Source organism: Brevundimonas sp., assembly GCF_044239655.1.
Taxonomy (GTDB): domain Bacteria; phylum Pseudomonadota; class Alphaproteobacteria; order Caulobacterales; family Caulobacteraceae; genus Brevundimonas.
In genome coordinates this window covers 1-20973 of the sequence record NZ_JBIIAY010000034.1, presented here as the reverse complement: position 1 = coordinate 20973, position 20973 = coordinate 1, and the positions used below count along the sequence as shown (strand labels likewise).

The window sequence follows — 20973 nt, the reverse complement described above, 5'->3', positions numbered from 1 at the left end:
CTTGTCCGGCTAGTCGCTGATCTCGACGTCGTCGATCCACAGCCTGCGCGGGCCGTCGGGGATATAGGTTTCCCAGCCGATGTTGACCCGCTCCATCGCCGGCAGTTCCCACACGTAGGTCGCCGGCTGGTGGACGCACCCCTGGCCCGTGGCCCCGACGTCGGGGCCGGAGATCGGCCGCCCGTCGATGGACAGGGTCAGGCCGGTCGGCGCGATCCGCCAGGCGACGTCGACCCAGCGTCCCTCCGGCATGACGTCGGCCTCACCCGCATGGCCCCAGCAGTCGGACATCGGGGCGGTGGGGTCCGAATAGCCGTCCGGCGTCTCATAGTTCGACATCAGCCGCGATCCGTTCGGCGTCGGCACCTGACCGCCGAAACGGACCAGTCCGGTATGGCCGTCGCTGCGCCGCACGCCGCGTCCCTCGATGATGGTCCAGTGGATCTCCGTGCGGGGACCTTCCTCCAGCCAGACCTTCATCCGCCCCGACAGCCCGTCCCGTGCCGCCGGAAACAGGGGGCCGCCCTGGTTGAACAGATAGACGGTGCCCGTCCCCGCCACGTCGATCCGCACCGACCGGTTGCCCGACGCGGCCCGGCTGTCGTCGATGACCGCCGTGCCGTTCACCTGCTGAACGCCCCAGGGCCCGCCCGGCGGACCACCGACCGCATAGGCCTCGAAATCGTCGGCGATCACCGGCCGTGCCCCTCCGGCCTCGGGCGGTGTGGCACAGGCCACCAGACCGAGACCCAGACCGAGACCGGCACCGAGCATCTTCAGGTTGATATTCACGACGAGGCCCCGTCTTCGGCTGTGGTAGCGATCCCAGTCTGGCCCGGTCGATGAAGGCGCGCAACCTTGCCGGTGCCTTGCGCTGACCGCGACGGGCGCTAGAGGTGGGTGAAGTTCGGGGATCCCATCATCATGTTCAGCCTGCTGAACCTTCAGAGCCTGTTCGGGCTGATCGTCATCGTGGCGGCGGCCTGGGGGCTGTCCGAGAACAAGCGGGCCTTCCCGTGGCGGCTGGCCCTCGGCGCGGTCGGGGTTCAGGCGGCGCTCGTGCTGGCGCTGTTTGCCATTCCGGGATCGCAGGTGGTGCTGGCCGGGATCACCGGGGCGGTCGACGGCCTGACGGTGGCGGCGTCCAAGGGGGCACAGTTCGTGTTCGGCTATCTGGCCGGGGGACAGCAGCCCTATGTGGTCGGCAACGAGGGGGCGCTGTTCACCTTCGCCTTCAACGTCCTGCCGATGATCCTGGTGATCTCGGCGCTGTCGGCCTTGCTCTGGCACTGGAAGATCCTGAAATGGATCACCCACGGCTTCGGCTTCATCTTCCAGAAGACCATGGGTCTGGGCGGGGCCTCGGCGCTTGCCGTGGCGGCCAATATCTTCCTGGGCATGATCGAGAGCCCGATCGTGATCCGCGCCTATCTGGACAAGCTGACCCGGTCCGAGATCTTTCTGATGATGGTGGTCGGGCTGGCCACCGTCGCCGGGTCCACGATGGTGGCCTATGCGACCATCCTGTCAGCGGTCCTGCCCAATGCGGCGGGCCACGTCCTGGTCGCCTCGATCGTCTCGGCACCGGCAGGGGTGCTGCTGGCGCGCATCATGATCCCGGAAAAGCCCGGCGAGGGCGGGGCGGTGGCCGACTACGGCTCGGCGCTGAAATACGACTCGGGCGTCGACGCCATCGTCAAGGGTACGGCCGACGGCCTGATGGTGGTGATGAACATCTCGGCGGTGCTGATCGTGTTCGTGGCCCTGGTCGCCCTGGTCAACATCATGATCGGCTGGATCCCGGTGTTCGGAGAGCCACTGACCCTTGAACGTCTGCTGGGCTGGATCTTCTGGCCGGTGGCCTGGCTGACGGGCGTCGAGGCGTCGGAGGCCGGTCGGGCCGGCTGGCTTCTGGGCGTCAAGCTGACCCTGACCGAGTTCGTCGCCTTCATCGAACTGGGCAAGGTTCCGGCCGCCGAGATGAGCGAACGGACGCGAATGCTGATGACCTATGCCCTATGTGGCTTTGCCAACATCGGCTCGGTCGGGATCACGGTGACGGGCCTGTCGGTGCTGATGCCTGAACGGCGCGAGGAGGTTCTGGGCATGATCTGGAAGGCGCTTTTCGCGGGCTTCTGCGCCACCCTGATGACGGCGGCGGTTGTGGGGGCCATGCCGGCCTCCATATTCGCCTGAGCCGAACACAGGATCGACCGATGAAACTCTATACGTCCAAGCGCGCGCCCAACCCGCGCCGGGTCCGCTGGGTCATGGCGGAAAAGAACATCACCGACGTCGAGATCATCGAGATCGACATCATGTCCGGCGACCACAAGACGCCCGAGTACCGCAGCAAGGTCGGCGTGCCCCACGTCCCGGCGCTGGAACTCGACGACGGCACGACCATCTCGGAATCGGTCGCCATCGGCCGGTATCTGGAATCCATGTACCCCGAGCCCAATCTGTTCGGCCACGATGCCCGCGAACAGGCGATCATCGAGATGTGGACCCGGCGCTGCGAATTCTATCTGGCCAATCCGCTGATGCTGAACGTGCGCCACTCGCACCCGGCCCTGGCCGCGCTGGAAGGGGTTCAGGTCGCCGAAGTCGCCGAATACAACCGGGTCTGGGCCGAGCGTTTCATGCGCACCCTGGACCGCCAGCTGGCCGATCACGCCTTCATCGCCGGGGACCGGTTCACCATCGCCGACATCGTCGCCACGATCGGCCTGGATTTCGCGCGCCTGGTGAAGGTCCGCCCGCCCGAGGACCTCGTCGCCCTGAACCGCTGGTACGAGACCTGCCGCGCCCGTCCGGCGGCGTCGGCCGGCGCCTGATCTTGAATTTTCGCCCTAGCCAGGTTAGCTAGGCTGCATGACCGTCACCGCGAACATCCATGAAGCCAAGACAACACTGTCCAAGCTGATCGAACGCGCCCTGGCGGGTGAAGAGGTCATCATCGCCAAGGCGGGCAAGCCTGTCGTGCATCTGACACCGATCCAGCCGCCCAAGCCGACGGGTCGAAAGCGCGGCATCCTCGGCGCGATGAAGGGGGAGTTCAAGCTTCGGCCCGGCTGGGATTCGCCCGAACTCGACAAGGAGATCGAGGACCTGTTCTACAGCAAACGGCTTCACGGCGAGTACGGCGGCGTGGCCGAAGAATGAGGTTGCTGCTGGACACCAACATCCTGATCCGGATGCTGGAGGAGCCTCACCTGTTGAAACCCCGGGTCCGCGATCTGCTGGACGATCTGGACAATGATCTGTTCGTGACCACGGCGTCCCTCGTGGAAATTTCGATCAAGGTCGGAACCGGCAAGCTGGCCATGCCGCCGGACCTTTTGGCCCGGCTGGACGCGCTGGGGTGCGAGCTGCTGCCAGTTCATGCGCGCCACGCCATGCGGATGGCGCGACTTCCAGTGGTTCACAAGGACCCGTTCGACCGACTGATCGTGGCCCAGGCCATGGCCGACGATCTGATGCTGGTGACGACGGACAGCCGACTGGCGGACTACGGCGTCGCCATGATCCAGGCCTGACGGTCAATCCCTCGGGGTGAATTTCCGGATGATGCCGGAATAGGTCATCAGGGTCCGCTCGCCGGTCGTGATCTGGCCGCGCACAAAGACCAGCGACTTGCCCGAACGCACCACGTCACCCGTCGCCTCGACCAGTTCGCCGACATAGGCACCGTCGATGAAGGTGGAATCGAGCTGGATCGTCACCCCCGCCTTGCCCTCCAGCTCGTTGTAGGCGGTCTGGAACAGGGCGATGTCGGCGAAGGTCATCAGACAGCCGCCATGCATCCGTCCGCCCGCATTCATGTGATGCGGCTCGGCGCGGAACGCCGAACGCACGCGCCCCGTCCCGGACATCTGGAAATAGAAGGGGCCGACGGTCTGATCGAAGGTGCCCTTCAACGCCCAGGTCTTCCAGCCTGCGAACTCGCCTTCGGTCACCGTGACGATATCGACCATCGCCTGCTCCTTCACCTGACGCGCTTTGCGCTGCTTGAGGCGGGTTCCGCCTTCTTCTCGCGCCCGCAATGCCTCATAGAAGCGCAATGAGCGACCCCATCGAAACCGCAATCTTCGAAAAACTGGCCCGCGTCGATCCCAAGGGCGACAACGGCAAGAGCATCGAACCCGCCGAAGTGGCCAAGGCCCTGCAACCCGAACAGTGGCAGCGCATGATGCCCAAGGTGCGGGGCGTTGCCCTTGGCCTCATGCGCCAGGGACGGCTGACCATCACCAAGAAGGGCAAGGCGATCGATCCGAACGCCATGAAGGGTGTAATCCGGCTCCGCCTGCCGACGGCAGACGAGACCGCTGCGGCCCTGGCGGCGCTTCCGCCGGTCGTCAACGAGGACGATGACGACTTCGCCTGAGACATCCGGGCCTGGTCTCGATCGGGTCCTTGCCGACATCCGGGCCTGCCGCGCCTGTCTGGGCGAACTGCCGCACACGCCGCGGCCGGTGGTACGGGTCTTTCGCCAGACGCGACTGCTGATCTGCGGCCAGGCCCCGGGCCGGCGTGTCCACGAAAGCGGCCTGCCCTTCACCGATCCGTCCGGCGACCGGCTGCGAGACTGGATGGGCGTGGACTACGAGACCTTCTACGCCGACCCGCGCATCGGCGTTGCGGCCCAGGCCTTCTGCTATCCAGGCACGGCCCCGAAGGGCGGGGACTATCCGCCACCGCGACGTTGCGCCGAACTGTGGCGGCCCCGGCTGCTGGCTGCTCTGCCGCAGATGGAACTGACCCTGCTGGTCGGCGGCTATGCCCAGGTCTGGGCGCTGGGTCATCGTGCCAAAGCGAACATGACCGAGACCGTGCGGGCGTGGCGCGCGTATGCGCCCGACATCCTGCCCATCCCGCACCCGTCCTGGCGCAACACCGCCTGGCTGCGCAAAAATCCCTGGTTCGAGGCCGAGGTCGTGCCTTACTTGCGCCAGCGGGTGAGGGACATTCTCGGATCATGATCTTTCGCGTTTTCGTCCTGGCGGTTGCGCTCGCCCTCGCCTCCTGCGCCACCCCCTATGTCCAGCCGCCGCTGACGCCGCCTGCCACCTTTGCCGGACCCGCCATCGTCGAGCCGCTCCGACCGGGATCACCCGGTGCCTTCATCGTCCAGGACGGCGCGCGCCTTCCCTTCCTGCGCTGGACACCCGCCGACGGTCAGCCCGACGTCGTCATCGTCGCCCTGCACGGGATGAACGACCACGACGCCTCGTTCAGACTCGCGGGGCCGTGGTGGGCGCAAGCCGGGATCGAGACCTGGAGCTTTGACCAGCGTGGCTTTGGCCGGGCTCCCGGGCGCGGCGAATGGGCCGGGGAGGCGACGATGGTCGAGGACCTGCGAACCGTCACCGCCCTGGTCCGCGCGCGGCGTCCGCACGCCACGATCGCGGTGGTGGGCGAGAGCATGGGCGGGTCGGTGGCGGCCGCCGCCTTCGCCTCGGACCGTGCGCCCGACGCCGACCGCCTGATCCTGCTGGCCCCCGGCGTCTGGGGCTGGTCCAGCCAGAACATCGCCAACCGCACCAGCCTGTGGATCGCCGCCCGCGCCCTGGGGTCGACGGCGGTCCAGCCGCCGGACTTCATCGCGAAGCACATCCTGGCCTCGTCCAACCTGTCCGAACTGGTCCGCAACGGCCATGACCCCGACAGCATCCTGTCGACCCGGTTCGACACCATCTCGGGCCTGGTCAGCCTGATGGAGACGGCGTCCAACAGCCTGGGCCGCACCCGCCTGCCGACCCTGCTGATGTACGGTGCCCACGATCAGGTGGTGGAGCCCGGGCCCATGCGCCGCGCCCTGACCCGCGCCAGCGAGGCCCCGAACCTGCGCACGGCCTGGTATCCCGACGGCTGGCACCTGCTGAACCGCGACCTGGATGCAGAGGTCGTCTATCGCGACGTCGCGGCCTGGCTGCGCAGCCCGGACCCCCTCGCACCGCTGCCGTCTGGCGCAGGCCCGGTCCAGCCGCAGCTCGGACGCCGCTAGGAGCGCGCCCATGTCGCGGCCGCCCGCGCTGTCCGTCGGCGAATCTGGTCTATAGTCGCGCCGGGCTTTCAGGGGGACAGGATGGCGGATACCGAAAAGCCGGCTCAGGCCCTGGCGGACGACGTGCTGGGATTTGGCGCAAGCGAACTGGTCACCGTCAGGGATCTGGTCCTGCGCCCGGTCACGGTGTTGCACGCCTGGATGGAGCAGGGTGCCCACGGGGGCGGTGCCTATGCACGCCCGCTGCGGCTCTATCTGGCGCTGAACGCGATCCTGATGCTGCTCCTCTTTTTGCGCGGGGGTGCTGGATACATGCTGGACGGCCTGCCTGCCGGGTTCATGGACCCGCTCCTCGCGAGTTCGGGAAAGTCGAGGGACGCCTTCATCGGCGACGCCGATGGCTGGATGACCCTGGTCATGGTGCCGTTGCTGTCCTTCTTCTACGCCCTGGCGGCGGCCCCGCTGCTTCGTCTGTGGGACAGGGCGGATCTGGGCTGGCGTCGCGGGTTCCGGGCGGCCTTCGGCTGGCTGTGCGCATGGACCGTCCTGATGCTGCCGATCTCATGGTGGGGCTATGGCACCGGACCGCTGGCAGGCCTCGTCTCCCTGGCCATCATCATTCTGGGCCTCGTCGCCTTCCTGCGGATGGGCCGGGGCCGATGGTTCAGGTCGTGGTTCGCCGGGGTGGGCAAGGCGCTGCTTCTGATGCTCTGCGTCCAGATCGCCGCAGTCTTCGGCGGTACGCTGGTCGTCGGTATCGGCCTTCTGGGAGCGGCCGCGACGCCCTGACCCGTTCAGAGCCATGGTCGCTTCAGTGAGGCGATCGACAGGCGGACATAAGGTTCATCACAACGGACACCACGAAGGCACAACGGACACGACGGGACCGAGCAGATGGCAAAAGTCTGCTCTGTACCGAGAAATGACTGGAAGCGGCGAAGCCGCCTTGGTTCGTCCGCGCCTTGGACGCTTGCAACCGCAATCCCGAAATCCCCTCGGTCTCGTCGTGCCTTCGTTGTGTTCGTTGTGTTCGTTGTGATGAACCTTTCCAACGCGCCCCAACTCAAACGCCGAACGGTCTAGGCTGGCGACAGCCAAGGATTTTAACTCCCCTTAACGCGGCATTTACCACGCAGGCGGCAGTTTCTGCCTAGCGGGGCACACGGGCTCCCCCGTTTCAGTATGTGTGGGGACGCGTGGGCGGCTTTACGGCGGCGTTGCAGAGATTTGGGATCGGGCGCCTCGCCATGGTGCTGGGCGTCGGCGCGGGTGTCGCGGCGGTGCTCGTCCTGTTGATGATGCGCGTCGGCCAGTCGCCGGACGCCCTGCTGTATTCCAACCTGGACCTGAAGGAGGCGGGCGACATCACCGCCTCGCTGGAACAGGCCGGCATCAAGTACAAGACCCAGGGCGACGGCTCGACCATCATGGTCAACCGCGACGAGGTCGGCACGGCCCGGATGATGGTGGCCCAGAAGGGTCTCGTGACCTCGGGCTCGGTCGGATACGAGCTGTTCGACAACCAGTCGGTGCTGGGCCAGACCGAGTTCCAGCAGAACCTCAATGAAAAGCGCGCCCTCGAAGGCGAGCTGTCGAGGAACATCCTGTCGTTCCGGGGCATCTCCTCGGCCAAGGTCATGATCGCCCTGCCGCGCCGCGAGATGTTCGCATCCGATACCGCCGAGCCCACGGCGGCCGTCACCGTCGGCGTCGGCGGTCGCGCCCTGACCGGCGATCAGATCCAGGCCATCCGCAACGTCGTCGCCTCCTCCGTGCCCGGCCTGAAGCCCGAACGGGTCACCGTCACCGACACCGCCAACCGCACCCTCGCGGCCGGTTCTGCGGACGGTGGATTCTCGGCCGCCTCGGCGTCGGACGCCAAGAACGAGGCGGAGATGCAGCTTCAGGCCCGCATCCTCGACATCGTCGAGGGTGTCGTCGGTCCGGGCGCAGCGCGCGTCCAGGTCACCGCCGAGATCGACCACAGTCGCGCCACCACCCAGGAACAGAAATTCGACCCCGACGGCCAGGTCGTCCGCTCGACGTCCACCAACGGCACCCAGTCGACCGACACCACCGGTCAGGCCGACGGCGGCGCGACGGCGACCAACAATATCCCGGGCGGCGCGCCCCCCGCGACGACCCCGGTCGGCTCCAGCGACACCGCCAATACAGAGACGACCAACTACGAAATCTCCAACACCACGACGACCACCATCCGCGAGGCGGGCGAGGTGCAGAAGCTGGCCGTCGCGGTCGCCGTCGACGGCGTCTGGACCCCGGCCGCCGACGGCCAGGGTGAGCCCACCTTCGCGCCCCGCTCGGCCGAGGACATCGCCAAGATCGACGCCCTGGTGAAGGCCGCCATCGGCTTCGACCAGCCGCGCGGCGACCAGGTCAAGGTCGAGGCCATCCGCTTCAGCCGCGACACCTCGGCCGCCGGCGGCACCGAGGCCAAGGCCTCCATGCTGGACTTCACCAAGAACGACATCATGCGCGGCGTCGAGCTGCTGGTGCTGCTGGTGACCGGCCTGTTGCTGATCTTCTTCGTGCTGAGGCCGTTGCTGAAGTCGGCGACCGGCGGCGCGGGCGGCGGCCCTCTGGCCGTGGCCATGGCGGGCCCCGGCGGGCCGGGCGTTACCCAGCTTCAGGCCACCCTGGCGGGCGGCCAGCCCATGCTCGGCGGCCCTCCGTCGGAGATGGATCAGCGGCTCGACATCGCCCGCATCGAGGGACAGGTGAAGGCCTCCTCGGTCAAGAAGGTCGCCGAATTCGTCGAAAAGCACCCGGATGAGTCCACGGCCATCCTGCGCAGCTGGGTGCACGAAAGCTGATGGCAAAGCAGGCTGGAAGTACCAAAAAGGCTTCGGTCGAGGACGCCAAGAAGCTGACCGGGCCTGAGAAGGCTGCGGTCATCCTGCTGTCGCTGGGCGAGGAACACACCCAGTTGTGGAAGAACCTCGACGACGAGGAGATCAAGGAGATCTCCCAGGCCATGGCGAGCCTCGGCACCGTCTCCTCGAACGTGGTCGAGGAACTGATGATGGAGTTCGTCTCCGGAATGAGCGGTTCCGGTGCGGTCCTGGGGTCGTTCGAACAGACCCAGAAGCTGCTGGCCGCCTTCCTGCCGCCCGATCGCGTCGACGGCCTGATGGAGGAAATCCGCGGTCCCGCCGGCCGGACCATGTGGGACAAGCTCGGCAATGTGAACGAGAGCGTCCTCGCCAACTATCTGAAGAACGAATACCCCCAGACGGTCGCGGTCGTTCTTTCCAAGATCAAGCCCGAGCACGCCAGCCGCGTCCTCACCGCCCTGCCCGAGGATTTCGCCCTCGAATGCGTCCAGCGGATGCTGCGCATGGAGCCGGTGCAGCGCGATATCCTGGACAAGATCGAACAGACCCTGCGCACCGAGTTCATGTCCAACCTGGCGCGGACGTCCAAGCGCGACAGCCACGAGATGATGGCCGACATCTTCAATTCGTTCGACCGCCAGACCGAGGCCCGGTTCATCGGCGCGCTGGAGGAACGCAACCGCGAGGCGGCCGAGCGGATCCGCGCCCTGATGTTCGTCTTCGAGGACCTGTCCAAGCTGGATCCCGGCGGGGTCCAGACCCTGTTGCGCGTGGTCGAGAAGGACAAGCTGGCCCTGGCACTAAAGGGGGCGTCCGAAACCCTGCGCGAGATGTTCTTCACCAACATGAGCGAGCGCGCGTCCAAGATCATGCGCGAGGACATGGAATCCATGGGTCCGGTCCGGCTCAAGGACGTCGACTCGGCCCAGATGGCCATGGTCCAGGCGGCCAAGGACCTGGCGGCCAAGGGCGAGATCATGCTGGCCGGGGCCGGCGGCGCCGACGACGAGCTGATCTACTGACATGGCCCACGTCGCCCCCCTCAACTCCCGTCCCTTCTCCTTCGACACCGAGTTCGCCTCGGACGGATCGACGACGCGCGCCGGGGCCGCCTTCGTGCCGACCAAACGCGCCTATCTGCCGTCCGAGGTCGAGGCCCTGGTCGCCCAAGGCCGTCTCGAGGCCCGCGAGGCCGCCCTGGCCGAGGTCGAAAGCATGCAGGCCATGGCTTTGGCGGCGATCGGACAGGCCATCGCGGCCTCGGCCCCGGCCCTGGGTCAGGTCGCCCAGGCGCACCGCGAACAGTCGGCCGAACTGGCCCTGGCCGCCGCCCGCGTCATCGCCACCGCCGCGCTGGACCGCTTCCCGGCCGGTCCGTTGCAGGAAGCGCTGGAACAGCTGGGCTCGGAGATCGACGCCGCCCCCCGGCTGGTGATCCGCGCCCGGGGTCTGGACGAGACGGTGCAGGCCCGGCTTCAGGCCCTTTGCGCCGACTCCGGATTCTCCGGCCTGATCGCCTTCCGGGACGATCCGGGCATGGCCACCGCCGCCTTCCAGCTCGAATGGGCCGACGGCCGTGCCGACTACGATCCGGCCGAGGCCGCTGCCCGCATGGGCGAGGCCCTGGCCGCCGCCCTCGCCGCCGAGGCCGGACACGCTGAAACCCTGAACGGGAGCCCCCACTGATGGCTGACGATTTCGCCCTGGAGGAGTTCGGCGCCTCCACCGCCCTGGCCACCGCCGACGACGCCGGCGACAAGAGCGCCACCGATCTGGCCACCGTCTTCGACGTGCCGGTCAACATCTCGGCCGTGCTGGGCAAGGCCCACATGACCGTGGCGCAACTGCTGAAACTGAACCGGGGATCGGTGCTGGAGCTGGACCGCAAGGTCGGCGAAGCCATCGACATCTTCGTCAACAACCGTCTGGTCGCGCGCGGGGAGGTCGTCGTCGTCGAGGATCGGCTGGGCGTGACCATGACGGAAATCATCAAGACCGAGGACTCGGCCGCTTAGGCGGTCGGTCACGCGTAAGAGCTTAGAGGAGAAGACCGATGCGGCTTCTGGTGGTGGGTCGGCTGAGCGGACAGCTCGCGGCGGCGGTGAAGATGGCCATGGCGCACGGCGCCAAGGTCCAGCACGTCGAACGCACCGATCAGGCGACGGAACAACTGCGCCGGGGGCAGGGCGCCGACCTGCTGATGGTCGACTACAATCTGGACATCGCCGGTCTGATCGCGGCCAACGACGCCGAGCGCATCCATGTCCCGGTGGTCGCCTGTGGCGTCGACAACGATCCGGTCAAGGCCGCTGCCGCCATCCGCGCGGGCGCCAAGGAGTTCATCCCGCTTCCGCCCGAGGCCGATCTGATCGCCGCCGTCCTGTCGGCCGTCGCCGACGACGAGCGCCCGCTGATCTCGGCCGATCCGTCGATGCAGGCCGTGGTCAAGCTGGCCGATCAGGTCGCCCGGTCCGAAGCCTCGATCCTGATCACCGGCGAAAGCGGTGTCGGTAAGGAAGTCATGGCGCGCTATCTGCACGTCAACTCCAAGCGCGCCGAACGCCCCTTCATCAGCGTCAACTGCGCCGCCATCCCCGACAACCTGCTGGAATCCGAACTGTTCGGGCACGAGAAGGGCGCCTTCACCGGTGCCGTCGCCCGCCGCATCGGCAAGTTCGAGGAGGCCGACGGCGGCACCCTGCTGCTGGACGAAATCTCCGAGATGGACGCCCGGCTCCAGGCCAAGCTGCTCCGCGCCATCCAGGAACGGATCATCGACCGCGTCGGCGGGACCAAGCCCGTGCCCGTCAACATCCGCATCATCGCCACCTCCAACCGCGACCTGGCCAAGGCCGTCGCCGAGGGCACCTTCCGCGAAGACCTTCTGTACCGCCTCAACGTCGTCAACCTGCGCCTGCCCGCCCTGCGCGAACGGCCCGGCGACGTGGCGGTCCTGGCCGATCACTTCGTCAAGAAATACGCCGCCGCCAACGGCGTGCCGGTCCGGCCCCTGTCGGTGGACGCCCGCCGCGCCCTGGCCGCCCACCGCTGGCCCGGCAACGTCCGGGAGCTGGAGAACGCCATGCACCGTGCCGTCCTCCTGGCCGTCGGCCCCGAGATCGACGCCGAGGCCATCCGCCTGCCTGACGGCCAACCCTTGATGGGTGCGGTCGCGGGCACCGACGCAGGGCAGGGAGGCCTCGCCGCCCGCGCCGCCCAGACCGCCGACGCCGTCTCGCGCGCCTCTGTCGGCCAGACCGTGGCCCAGATGGAAAAGACCCTGATCCTCGACACCCTGACCCACTGCCTCGGCAACCGCACCCACGCGGCCAACATCCTGGGCATCTCGATCCGGACGCTGCGCAACAAGCTCAACGAATACGCCGACGAGGGCACCTCGATCATCGCCCCCCAGACCGGCATCGCTACCGGCGGCTATTCGTCCAGCGCGGCGTGATCTGATGATGGGTGCGGATCGCAGAAGCGTCCTGACCGGGCTCGGGGCGCTGGGCCTGATGGGCTGTGCGCCTGCGCCAGACCTGGCGTCGTCGGCAGAGTCGGTTCGGGATGTCAGCGAGCCGTTCGACCTGTCGGCTCTTGAGCGTCGCGGCGGCGGCCGTTTGGGCTTCGTCGCCCTGGATCAGGGAAGTGGTAAGGGTCTGACGTGGCGCGGCGACGAACGCTTCGTCTACTGCTCCACCTTCAAGATGTACCTCGCCGCCGCGACCCTGCTGCGTGTCCAGGCCGGCGAGGAACGGCTCGACCGCGCCATCCCGATCACCCGGGCCGACATGATCAACCATGCCCCGGTCACCGGGCCCGCCGTCGGCTCGACCCTGACCGTCGAACAGTTGATGAAGGGCACGGTCGAGGTTTCCGACAACCCCGCTGCCAACCTGCTGCTGAAGGCGCTGGGCGGCATCGACGCCATGCGCGGCTTCTACCGACGCGACCTCGCCGACGACAGCACCACCGTCGATCGCTTCGAGCCCGAGATGAACCGTCTCGACGGCGACAAGGATACCATCACCCCGATCCAGTCGACGGCCAACATTCGCCAGCTGTTCCGCGACAACGGCACGCTCCTGTCCGGTGCCTCGAAGGACAAGCTGCTCGGCTGGATGTTCGCATCCCCCACCGGCGCCGCCCGGATCAAGGCCGGTGTGCCCGCCGGATGGCGCGTGGCGCACAAGACCGGCACCGGCGGCTATGGCCCGACTAACGACATCGGCATCCTGTATCCCCCGACCGGGGCGCCGGTGATCGTCGCCGCCTACTACCACGCGACCTCGACCTCTTCGGCCGCCGCCAATGACGCCGTGATCGCACAGGCGACGCGACTGGCCCTGACCCGGCTGGGCCGCGCATGACCGACGTCCCTGTTCAGCCCGTCATGATGAAGGACGGCATGGCCCGTCCAACGGGTGGCGACATTCGCGGCTGGCTGATGCGCGGCGAGGTCGGGATGGCGGTCGGGGTGATCGGCGTCATCCTGCTGCTGATCCTGCCGGTCCCGAAATTCCTGCTGGACCTGCTGCTGGCCATCAGCCTGGTCTCCAGCGTGCTGATCCTGATGACGGCGCTGATGATGAAGCGGCCGCTGGACTTCGCCATCTTTCCGACGGTGCTGCTGATCTCGACCCTGTTCCGGCTGGGCCTCAACCTGGCCTCGACGCGTCTGGTCCTGACCCACGGCCACGAGGGTCATGACGCCGCCGGTCAGGTGATCAACGCCTTCGGCGCCCTGATGATGGGCGGCAGCTTCATCATCGGCATCATCATCTTCGCCATCATCCTGGTGGTGAATTTCGTCGTCATCACCAAGGGCTCGACCCGCATCGCCGAGGTCTCCGCCCGCTTCACCCTGGACTCCATGCCGGGCAAGCAGATGGCCATCGACGCCGACCTGTCCAGCGGCCTGATCACCGAGGACCAGGCCAAGCTTCGCCGCAAGGAGCTGGAACAGGAATCCACCTTCTTCGGCGCCATGGACGGTGCGTCCAAATTCGTGCGCGGCGACGCCATGGCCGGCCTGATCATCGTCTTCATCAACGCCATCGGCGGCATGCTGATCGGCGTCATCCAGCACGGCCTGCCCTTCGGCGAGGCGGCCAATACCTATGTCCAGCTGACCATCGGCGACGGTCTGGTGACCCAGGTGCCGGCCATCATCATCTCCATCGCCGCCGGCTTCCTGGTGTCCAAGGCGGGCGTCGAGGGTTCGGCCGACAAGGCCCTGGTCTCGCAACTGGCCACCAACCCGGTCAGCCTGGGCATGGTCGCCGCAGCATCCGCCCTGCTGGCCGTCATCCCCGGCATGCCGATCATCCCCTTCGTCGGCCTGGCGATCGGGGCCGGCTTCATGGCCTGGCGCCTCGGCCGCGCCAAGCTCAGGCCTCAGCCGACCGAGGCCGAAATGGCCGCCACCGCCTCCGCCGCCAAGCCCAGGGACGACGTCGAGGAACCCATCGGCACCGCCCTGACCATCGACGAGGTCAAGATCGAGCTGGGCTATTCCCTGCTCAGCCTGATCAACGATCTGGAGGGCCGCCGGCTGACCGATCAGATCCGCGCCCTGCGCCGCGCCCTGGCCCAGGAATACGGCTTCGTCATCCCCTCGGTCCGCATCCTCGACAACATGCGCCTGCCGACGCAAGGCTACGCCATCCGCATCAAGGAGATGGAGGCCGGGGCCGGCGAGGTGCGTCTGGGGTCCCTGCTGGCCATGGACCCCATGGGCCGTCAGGTCGAACTGCCCGGCGAACACACCAAGGAGCCCGCCTTCGGCCTGCCCGCCACCTGGATCGACGACGGCCTGAGGGAAGAGGCGACCTTCCGGGGCTATACGATCGTCGACCCCTCGACCGTCCTGACCACCCACCTGACCGAGATCCTCAAGGACAATATGGCCGACCTGCTGTCCTATGCAGAGGTGCAGAAGCTGATCCGGGAACTGGGCGAGGACGAAAAGAAACTGGTCGACGAACTGGTCCCCTCGGTCGTCACCGTCACCACCCTGCAACGCGTGCTTCAGGCCCTGCTGCGCGAAAAGGTCTCGATCCGCGACCTGGGCGCCATCCTCGAGGGCCTGGCCGAGGCCGCGCCCCATTCCACCTCGGTCACCACCCTGGTCGAGCACGTCCGCAGCCGCCTGGCCCGCCAGCTGTGCTGGCAGCACAAGGGCGACGACGGCGCCCTGCCCATCGTCACCCTGTCGCCCGAGTGGGAACAGGCCTTCGCCGACGCCCTGGTCGGCACGGGCGAGGACAAGCAGCTGGCCATGGCCCCCTCACGCCTCCAGGACTTCATCCGCGCCACCCGTGACGTGTTCGAACGCGCCGCCATGGCCGGAGAAAGCGCCGTCCTCCTCACCGGCCCCCAGATCCGCCCCTACGTCCGCTCCATCATCGAACGGTTCAGGGGACAGACGGTGGTCATGAGCCAGAACGAGATCCACCCCCGGGCCCGGCTGAAGACGATCGGGTCGGTCTGAGGTCGCGTTCGACCTTGCGTTGAACCCGGCTGTCGGGCCTTAGTCATGTGAGGGGAGGACCGGCGTGACCATCGACGACTTCATCACACGCTGGAGCGCCGCACGCGGCGGCGCGGAACGCGCCAACTACCAGATGTTCCTGTCTGAACTCTGCGAGGCGCTGGACCTCCCCCGGCCCGATCCTGCCTCGGACGACACCCGCAGCAACGACTACGTCTTCGAGCGGGGCGTGAAACGTCGCGAGTCCGAAGGCATGGCCTCGACCCTGCGGATCGACCTGTACAAGCGCGGGGCCTTCATCCTGGAGGCCAAACAGTCCAAGGCCAACCAGCGCGACGATCAGCTTTCCTTCTTCAAGGCCGACGAGACCGCGTCCATCGCCGCCTCCGAGGGCAAGTGGGACGTGCTGATGCGCAACGCCCGCAAACAGGCCGAGGACTATGCCTTCCGCCTTCCCGCCGACCACCCGGCCCCGCCCTTCATCATCGTCTGCGACGTCGGCTATGTGTTCGAGGTCTATGCCGACTTCTCGGGCTCGGGCCGCGCCTATTCCCACTTCCCCGATCGCAAGGGCTTCCGCATCCGGCTGGAGGACCTGCGCGACAAGGAAGTGGTTGAGCGCCTTCAGGCGATCTGGACCGATCCGCAGTCGCTCGACCCGACACGGGAGTCCGCCCGCGTCACACGGGACATCGCCAAGCGGCTGGCCGAAGTGTCCAAACGCCTCGAAGGCAAACACCCGGCGGAAGAGGTGGCGCTGTTCCTGATGCGGTGCATCTTCACCATGTTCGCCGAGGACGTGGATCTGTTGCCGAAGGGCAAGTTTACCGAACTGCTCCGCGAAAGGCTGGACGCCCCCGACAGTTTCGCCCCCATGCTGGTGGACCTGTGGCGCAAGATGGACGCGTCCGACCATGCCGATCGGTTCTATTCCGGCTTCGGCGTCTACCTGAAGCATTTCAACGGCGGCCTGTTCAAGGACGCCAAGGCGTTTCCACTGGCGCGCGAGGACATCGGCGAGCTTCTGGCCGCCGCCGGCCACAACTGGCGTTACGTGGAACCCGCCATCTTCGGCACCCTGGTCGAACAGGCGCTGGAACCGTCGGAACGGCGCAAGCTGGGTGCCCACTACACCCCCCGCTCCTATGTCGAACGGCTGGTCGAGGTCACGGTGATGGAACCGTTACGCGCCGACTGGAACGCCGCCCTGGTCAAGGCCGCCGACGCCCGCGAGCGGAACGAACCGGCGGAAGCTGTCGCCGCCGTCCGCGCCTTTCATCACCAGCTCTGCACCACCCGCGTCCTCGACCCCGCCTGCGGCACCGGCAACTTCCTCTATGTGTCGCTGGAGCTGATGAAGCGGCTGGAGGGCGAAGTGCTGGAGGCCCTGGCCGAACTCGGCGAGACCGAGACCATCGGCTTCGAGACCGTCGACCCGCACCAGTTCCTGGGCATCGAGCTGAACGTCCGCGCCGCCGCCATCGCTGAACTGGTGCTGTGGATCGGCTATCTGCAACAGCACTACCGCAACCGCTCCGAACACCCGGCCGAACCGATCCTCAAGGCCTTCGGCAATATCCAGCAGAAAGACGCCGTCCTGACCTGGGACGGCTACCCCGAACTCCAGTTCGAGATGAAGGATGGGGTCGCGGTACAGGTCTATCCGAACGCGCGGCGGCCGGACTGGCCGGAGGCGGAGTTCATCGTCGGGAACCCTCCGTTCATCGGCAACAAGCGGATGCGGGACCGGCTCGGCGAACCCTATGTCGAAAACCTAAGAGCCAGCTATCCCAACGTCGGCGAGGGCATCGACTTTGTGATGTTCTGGTGGGCGCGCGCTGCAGAAATTATGGGCCGAAAAAGATCGGCTCTCAGACGCTTCGGTTTGGTCACGACCAACTCGATTACCCAGACTTTCAACAGGCGGGTAATCGAGTCCCATTTGACTGCCAAAGCGCCTCTCGCATTGATCTACGCAGTCCCCGATCATCCATGGACAAAGGCTGATTCGAGTTCAGCCCAAGTACGGATTGCGATGACCGTTGCCGAAATGGGTAGCCGGTCCGGCGAGCATCTGCGCGTCACCAACGAATCCGATTTGGACACCGATGAACCGCGTCTCGAATTCGCACGCACCCTTGGCCGCATTTCATCGGACCTGTCCGTCGGGTCCAGCGTTGTAAGTGCTGATCACCTTCGCGCAGATTTTGACCTTTCTCACCAAGGCGTGACCCCCTTAGGCGAAGGCTTCCGGCTCGAGCCAAGTGAACTTGAACTTCTAGGCTACCTGCCCGGCGACCTGCCGCCTGTGATCAAGAAGTATCTCATTGGTCGTGACCTCGTGCAGCGTTCGCAAACGCGCTTCATCATCGACTTCTATGGTCTCAGCGAACGCGAAGCACGGGAGCGGTACCCGGCGCTTTTCCAAATTATCCTTGAACGAGTGCGGCCCGAACGGCTCCTCAAAAACCGGCAGAGCTACCGGGACAAGTTCTGGATTTATGCGGAGCCGAGATCGCGAATGCGCGATGCTCTCTCCGGGCTCGATCGCTACATCGTCACCTGCCGGACATCGAAACATCGATTGTTCAGCTTTGTCTCCAGCGACTTCATTGCAGATGCTAAAATCGTAGCCATCGCTGCCGAAGAGCCGGGGCTGATGGCGGTTTTGAGTTCAGCTCAACACGTCTTGTGGGCTCGCAGAACGGGCGGGTGGCTCGGGGTCGGTAATGATTCCAACTACAATCACTCCGACTGTTTCGGGAAGTTCCCCTTCCCCGACCCGTCTAACGCTCTTCGGGCCACCCTCCGCGACCTCGGTGAAGAACTCGACGCCACGCGCAAGACCGTTCAGGCCGAGCATCCCGACCTGACCCTGACCGGCCTCTACAACGTGCTGGAGAAGGTCCGCAGCCAGACGCCGCTCGATGCGAAGGACGAGGACGTCAAGGATCGCGGCCGGGTGCTGATCATTAAGGACCTGCACGACCAGATCGACCGGGCGACGATGCAGGCCTATGGCTGGGATGATCTGATCCCCTTACTTTCGTCATCCTCCGGCAAGCCGCTTGCGGCGCAGACCGGGGGACCCAGCGGCGCGCGAGAGCGCGAAACTGCCGCGCACACCGCTGCTTCCGACATCTTGGCCGAACAGATCGCCTTCGGCGCCGCTGGGTCCCCCGGTCTCCGCTTCGCTACGCCGGAGGATGACGAAAGCAAGAAAGCGAATGGGTCGCTGGACGAAATCATCCTCGAACGCCTCGTCGCCCTGAATGCCGAGCGCGCGGCCGAAGAGGCCGCCGGTCACGTCCGCTGGCTGCGTCCCGACTATCAGATCCCGCGCTTCGCCAAGGGGGCGGTCGCGAAATCCGGCGAGCTCGACCTGGGGGCCACGGTCGTCGCCATCGACAAGGGCTTGCCCGTCTTTCCCAAGGACAAGGGCGAACAGGTCATGGCCATTCGCGCCGTGCTGGTGGCCGCCAACCGCCCCATGGACGCCGCAGCCGTGTCCCGTGCCTTCAAGGGCGGAGGCAAGAAGATCGAGCAACGCGTGGTCCAGGCCCTCAACACCCTGGTCCGCTACGCGGAAATCACAGCCCTGCCGAACGGCACCTTTGCGGCCCGCCGCGCCGCTTGACGCCCACCCCACGTCCGTTTCTGACGTACCGCCGTGCTTCAATCCCCGGCATGACCGACGCCTATCGCATTCGTTCGTCCGAGACCTGGGACATGATCCGCGACGCCTTCGTGGGCGGGGAGGCGGCCGAGAGCGTGTGTCGGCGGTTCGCGGTGGGGACCAGCGCCTTCTGGGAGCGGGCGCGGGCGGGGGGCTGGCGGCGGGCGGATCAGGCCGATCCGGTGCCGCGGGACGCTCCGGTCTTCGGCGCGGACGCCCTGGATGACGGCCCGGAGGGGCCGGTCTGGGACCCCTCCGATCCCGACGACGCGTTCGAGGATCCCGACGCCCTGCGGCGGGTGGCGACCGACAAGATGGCCCTGGCCATCCGGCGGGGGCAGGCGCTGGAGGCCCTGCGCTGGTCGCGGGTGGCCCATTCCATCGCCGTCGAACAGCGGGCCGAGGCCGAAGCCGAACGCGCCCGCCTGCGCGAGATCGACGAGGCGACGACCCGTCAGGCCCAGCGCGAGGCCGCCGAGGAGCGGCGCGAGATGGATGCCTTGTTGCGCGAGGCCCAGGCCCTGGCGCGTCTGGCCAAGGCGTCCGGGTCGGTCGCGCCGGACAATCCGGACAGTCCGGACAGGAATTTTTTCGAGGCCGGGGCCGGCGGGCCTTCGGGGTCGGTGCCGAACCGCTCGGACCGCCGACGGGCCCTGCGCGAGGCCCGCCGCGAGCGCCGGGGCGGGGGCGAGGCCGGGCTTGAGGCCAGGCTTGACGGTGGGGGCGGGGGCGGCTCGCCCTGATCGGTGTCCCTCAGCCTGCCTCAGACCCCCAGGATCCAGCCCTCTTCCTGCTCGACCTGTTCGACCAGTTCCGGCGTCGCCGTCTTCGGCGGGGCGAAGGCCTTGGCCAGGTCGCCCTTGTCGTCCATCTCGGCGAAGGCCATCGCCGTGGTGCGCACCTGGGTCTGGTCCTTGAACTCGCCCTCGGTCGGGGTCGTGGGCCACATCGAGGGCCAGACCTCGGCGACCAGCACGTTCAGCGGCTCGACATCGGCGGCCTCCAGCGCGCGCCAGCCCGTGCCGAACGGCCAGACGGCCCCGGCGGGGCCCAGGCTCTCCAGCAGGCGGCGCACCATGGGGATGCCGACCAGGGTCTGGCCGCCCACGGCACCGGCCCCGTGCATCTGCCAGTTCGACTTGGGCTGCAGCCGGCCGCCCTTGATGGCCAGTTCGGTGGCCCGGTACTCGGGGATGTCGGCGCCGGATCCCGCCCGTTCCTCGTGGGGGGGCGGCTTGGTCGTGGTCAGCCAGCGCTGCGCCTGTTTGGCCGGCGCGCCCCAGAAGGGCCAGGCTTGGTCGGTCATCAGCCGGTTCATCTTGGCCGCGACCTGATAGCGGTTGTTGGTGTTGTCGGCCTTGTCCACGACGTTCGACGCCACGAATTTCCACATCGCCGACCAGATCGGTGTGTCCTTCAGGCCCAGCCGCTCTGCCGTCCCCACCGGGTACCCCAGCGAGAAGTCGAACCCGACCAGAACCCGATCCCCACGCTTCCTGTGGTCCGCCAGGATGGAGGTCAGCAGCGCCTCGCCCTCGGCCCGCGTGGCGGCATTGTGGGTCTCGGTATAGAGGCGGAAGCGCACGTCGCGCTTGGCCACGCCGATCCACACCGAGTTCTCGCCCAGCTTCTTGCCTTCGGCGGCGGTCCAGTCGGCGATCACATAGGCGTCGAAAAGGCGGGCCATGGCGGCCTCCTCAAAAGTCAGGGCACAAAACAGGAATGCGGGCTTCTAGTCTCCTCCCCGTTGCGCAGCAATGGGGAGGTGGCGCGGCCCTTCTTCAGGGCCGTGACGGAGGGGGCGACACGGTGTCACAGATGAGGGCTGGCAGGTCTGATCGGAACGACGGTGTCGCCCCCTCCGTCACGGCGCAAGCGGCGCCGCGCCACCTCCCCATGCTTCGCACGGGGAGGAGAGTTACCCCTTCAACAACGCCTCCAG

The 20973-nt window shown here is 67.0% G+C and carries 20 protein-coding genes; 17 read left to right on the top strand and 3 right to left on the bottom strand.

All coding sequences use genetic code 11. The features are described 5' to 3' along the window. Positions 1-9: 9 nt before the first annotated feature. Positions 10-792 (bottom strand): hypothetical protein, encoded by a 783-nt coding sequence (locus tag ACILQR_RS06570; RefSeq protein ID WP_395650668.1) that lies wholly within the window; start codon positions 790-792, stop codon positions 10-12. 132 nt (positions 793-924) lie between these two features. On the opposite strand from ACILQR_RS06570, the gene ACILQR_RS06565 reads away from it, so the two are divergent. The 4 genes from ACILQR_RS06565 to ACILQR_RS06550 are packed head-to-tail and all read left to right on the top strand — an operon-like array spanning position 925 to position 3539. After that, positions 925-2196, top strand: a complete 1272-nt coding sequence (locus tag ACILQR_RS06565; protein ID WP_395650675.1) for a NupC/NupG family nucleoside CNT transporter — start codon at positions 925-927, stop codon at positions 2194-2196. A gap of 20 nt (positions 2197-2216) precedes the next feature. Next, the gene (locus ACILQR_RS06560) at positions 2217-2837 is read left to right on the top strand and encodes a glutathione S-transferase family protein (RefSeq protein WP_395650667.1); all 621 of its coding nucleotides are present in this window, start codon (positions 2217-2219) and stop codon (positions 2835-2837) included. Between the two features lie 37 nt (positions 2838-2874). Next, complete coding sequence (locus tag ACILQR_RS06555) at positions 2875-3165, top strand: type II toxin-antitoxin system Phd/YefM family antitoxin (protein WP_395650666.1); 291 nt, start codon at positions 2875-2877, stop codon at positions 3163-3165. Beyond that, a complete protein-coding gene (locus ACILQR_RS06550; protein ID WP_395650665.1) occupies positions 3162-3539 on the top strand; it encodes a type II toxin-antitoxin system VapC family toxin in 378 nt (125 codons plus the stop codon). Before ACILQR_RS06555 ends, ACILQR_RS06550 begins: the two co-directional genes overlap by 4 nt. A gap of 3 nt (positions 3540-3542) precedes the next feature. On the opposite strand, the gene ACILQR_RS06545 is transcribed toward ACILQR_RS06550, so the two are convergent. Next, positions 3543-3977 carry a PaaI family thioesterase gene (locus tag ACILQR_RS06545; protein ID WP_395650664.1) on the bottom strand — a complete coding sequence of 145 codons (435 nt, stop codon included), beginning with the start codon at positions 3975-3977 and terminating at the stop codon, positions 3543-3545. An 86-nt stretch (positions 3978-4063) separates the two neighbouring features. Here ACILQR_RS06545 and ACILQR_RS06540 point away from each other — a divergent pair, with 86 nt between their 5' ends. The 13 genes from ACILQR_RS06540 to ACILQR_RS06480 all read left to right on the top strand — a co-directional run bounded on the left by ACILQR_RS06540 (position 4064) and on the right by ACILQR_RS06480 (position 19774). After that, positions 4064-4387: a DUF3253 domain-containing protein gene (locus ACILQR_RS06540; protein WP_395650663.1), complete on the top strand. Its 324-nt coding sequence runs from the start codon at positions 4064-4066 to the stop codon at positions 4385-4387. After that, positions 4371-4982, top strand: a complete 612-nt coding sequence (locus tag ACILQR_RS06535) for a uracil-DNA glycosylase family protein (protein WP_395650662.1) — start codon at positions 4371-4373, stop codon at positions 4980-4982. Before ACILQR_RS06540 ends, ACILQR_RS06535 begins: the two co-directional genes overlap by 17 nt. Beyond that, entirely contained in the window at positions 4979-6007 is a 1029-nt protein-coding gene (locus ACILQR_RS06530) for an alpha/beta fold hydrolase (protein ID WP_395650661.1), read from the top strand. The genes ACILQR_RS06535 and ACILQR_RS06530 overlap by 4 nt, the downstream gene beginning before the upstream one ends. 81 nt (positions 6008-6088) lie before the next feature. After that, positions 6089-6796, top strand: a complete 708-nt coding sequence (locus tag ACILQR_RS06525) for a hypothetical protein (RefSeq protein ID WP_395650660.1) — start codon at positions 6089-6091, stop codon at positions 6794-6796. A gap of 458 nt (positions 6797-7254) precedes the next feature. Beyond that, positions 7255-8841: a flagellar basal-body MS-ring/collar protein FliF gene (gene fliF / locus ACILQR_RS06520; RefSeq protein WP_395650659.1), complete on the top strand. Its 1587-nt coding sequence runs from the start codon at positions 7255-7257 to the stop codon at positions 8839-8841. Next, positions 8841-9884, top strand: a complete 1044-nt coding sequence (gene fliG / locus ACILQR_RS06515) for a flagellar motor switch protein FliG (RefSeq protein ID WP_271146606.1) — start codon at positions 8841-8843, stop codon at positions 9882-9884. The genes fliF and fliG overlap by 1 nt, the downstream gene beginning before the upstream one ends. Before the next feature lies 1 nt (position 9885). Then, positions 9886-10548: a flagellar assembly protein FlbE gene (locus ACILQR_RS06510; protein ID WP_395650658.1), complete on the top strand. Its 663-nt coding sequence runs from the start codon at positions 9886-9888 to the stop codon at positions 10546-10548. Beyond that, entirely contained in the window at positions 10548-10877 is a 330-nt protein-coding gene (fliN, locus tag ACILQR_RS06505) for a flagellar motor switch protein FliN (RefSeq protein ID WP_395650657.1), read from the top strand. The genes ACILQR_RS06510 and fliN overlap by 1 nt, the downstream gene beginning before the upstream one ends. Positions 10878-10915: 38 nt before the next feature. Further along, positions 10916-12319: a sigma-54 interaction domain-containing protein gene (locus ACILQR_RS06500; protein ID WP_395650656.1), complete on the top strand. Its 1404-nt coding sequence runs from the start codon at positions 10916-10918 to the stop codon at positions 12317-12319. A 4-nt stretch (positions 12320-12323) separates the two neighbouring features. Then, positions 12324-13232 carry a class A beta-lactamase gene (bla, locus tag ACILQR_RS06495; RefSeq protein WP_395650655.1) on the top strand — a complete coding sequence of 303 codons (909 nt, stop codon included), beginning with the start codon at positions 12324-12326 and terminating at the stop codon, positions 13230-13232. A 23-nt stretch (positions 13233-13255) separates the two neighbouring features. After that, on the top strand, positions 13256-15355 hold the full coding sequence (flhA, locus tag ACILQR_RS06490) for a flagellar biosynthesis protein FlhA (RefSeq protein WP_395650674.1): 2100 nt from the start codon (positions 13256-13258) through the stop codon (positions 15353-15355). 64 nt (positions 15356-15419) lie between these two features. Next, positions 15420-18992, top strand: coding sequence for a class I SAM-dependent DNA methyltransferase (locus ACILQR_RS06485; protein WP_395650654.1), 3573 nt, complete (start codon positions 15420-15422; stop codon positions 18990-18992). A gap of 50 nt (positions 18993-19042) precedes the next feature. Further along, positions 19043-19774: a hypothetical protein gene (locus tag ACILQR_RS06480; RefSeq protein WP_395650653.1), complete on the top strand. Its 732-nt coding sequence runs from the start codon at positions 19043-19045 to the stop codon at positions 19772-19774. A gap of 20 nt (positions 19775-19794) precedes the next feature. Here ACILQR_RS06480 and ACILQR_RS06475 read toward each other — a convergent pair whose 3' ends face one another. Next, positions 19795-20718, bottom strand: a complete 924-nt coding sequence (locus ACILQR_RS06475; protein WP_395650652.1) for a cobalamin biosynthesis protein CbiG — start codon at positions 20716-20718, stop codon at positions 19795-19797. Between the last annotated feature and the right edge of the window lie 255 nt (positions 20719-20973).

Bases quoted from the DNA above. Each gene is read 5' to 3' on its own strand.
- ACILQR_RS06565 (WP_395650675.1), top strand. From the start codon at position 925: ATGTTCAGCCTGCTGAACCTTCAGAGCCTGTTCGGGCTGATCGTCATC.
- ACILQR_RS06560 (WP_395650667.1), top strand. From the start codon at position 2,217: ATGAAACTCTATACGTCCAAGCGCGCGCCCAACCCGCGCCGGGTCCGC.
- ACILQR_RS06555 (WP_395650666.1), top strand. From the start codon at position 2,875: ATGACCGTCACCGCGAACATCCATGAAGCCAAGACAACACTGTCCAAG.
- ACILQR_RS06550 (WP_395650665.1), top strand. From the start codon at position 3,162: ATGAGGTTGCTGCTGGACACCAACATCCTGATCCGGATGCTGGAGGAG.
- ACILQR_RS06545 (WP_395650664.1), bottom strand. From the start codon at position 3,977: ATGGTCGATATCGTCACGGTGACCGAAGGCGAGTTCGCAGGCTGGAAG.
- ACILQR_RS06540 (WP_395650663.1), top strand. From the start codon at position 4,064: ATGAGCGACCCCATCGAAACCGCAATCTTCGAAAAACTGGCCCGCGTC.
- ACILQR_RS06535 (WP_395650662.1), top strand. From the start codon at position 4,371: ATGACGACTTCGCCTGAGACATCCGGGCCTGGTCTCGATCGGGTCCTT.
- ACILQR_RS06530 (WP_395650661.1), top strand. From the start codon at position 4,979: ATGATCTTTCGCGTTTTCGTCCTGGCGGTTGCGCTCGCCCTCGCCTCC.
- ACILQR_RS06525 (WP_395650660.1), top strand. From the start codon at position 6,089: ATGGCGGATACCGAAAAGCCGGCTCAGGCCCTGGCGGACGACGTGCTG.
- fliF (WP_395650659.1), top strand. From the start codon at position 7,255: ATGGTGCTGGGCGTCGGCGCGGGTGTCGCGGCGGTGCTCGTCCTGTTG.
- fliG (WP_271146606.1), top strand. From the start codon at position 8,841: ATGGCAAAGCAGGCTGGAAGTACCAAAAAGGCTTCGGTCGAGGACGCC.
- ACILQR_RS06510 (WP_395650658.1), top strand. From the start codon at position 9,886: ATGGCCCACGTCGCCCCCCTCAACTCCCGTCCCTTCTCCTTCGACACC.
- fliN (WP_395650657.1), top strand. From the start codon at position 10,548: ATGGCTGACGATTTCGCCCTGGAGGAGTTCGGCGCCTCCACCGCCCTG.
- ACILQR_RS06500 (WP_395650656.1), top strand. From the start codon at position 10,916: ATGCGGCTTCTGGTGGTGGGTCGGCTGAGCGGACAGCTCGCGGCGGCG.
- bla (WP_395650655.1), top strand. From the start codon at position 12,324: ATGATGGGTGCGGATCGCAGAAGCGTCCTGACCGGGCTCGGGGCGCTG.
- flhA (WP_395650674.1), top strand. From the start codon at position 13,256: ATGATGAAGGACGGCATGGCCCGTCCAACGGGTGGCGACATTCGCGGC.
- ACILQR_RS06480 (WP_395650653.1), top strand. From the start codon at position 19,043: ATGACCGACGCCTATCGCATTCGTTCGTCCGAGACCTGGGACATGATC.
- ACILQR_RS06475 (WP_395650652.1), bottom strand. From the start codon at position 20,718: ATGGCCCGCCTTTTCGACGCCTATGTGATCGCCGACTGGACCGCCGCC.